1 protein-coding gene is annotated in these 279 nt (G+C 63.4%); it reads right to left on the bottom strand.

Annotation, left to right across the window (positions count from 1 at the left end; all coding sequences use genetic code 11):
- Positions 1 to 88: 88 nt before the first annotated feature.
- The coding region (locus tag EN818_RS33215) for a hypothetical protein (protein ID WP_189524030.1) at positions 89 to 279 on the bottom strand (191 nt) is incomplete at its 5' end.

The following is a 279-nucleotide window of genomic DNA, read 5'->3' as shown; positions in this document are numbered from 1 at the left end:
CCGAAGGCGTGCATGACGAGGCCGACGAGGAAGGAAACCACCAGCAGCTTCACGAGCACCCTGAGTGGCGTATCGCCGAGGAAGCGTGTCAGTGCCCTCTGAGCAGCTTGCCGAACTTCTCCTCGGCTTGGCTGAGCGCCGCCGTCGCTTTCTCGCCGTCGCGGACGATGCCGTCTCCGAAGAGGTGTTTCATCAGTGCGCGGTAGACGGCGACCTCCGCTTGATCCTTAGTATCGAACAGCAGCAGGTGGCCGCTCTCGCAAACGGGCTGCCACTCGG

This window comes from Mesorhizobium sp. M3A.F.Ca.ET.175.01.1.1 (genome assembly GCF_004791945.1).
Classification (GTDB): Bacteria; Pseudomonadota; Alphaproteobacteria; order Rhizobiales; family Rhizobiaceae; genus Mesorhizobium.
Note: the sequence above shows the minus strand (reverse complement) of the source record. Positions and strands in the feature narration are given on the sequence as shown.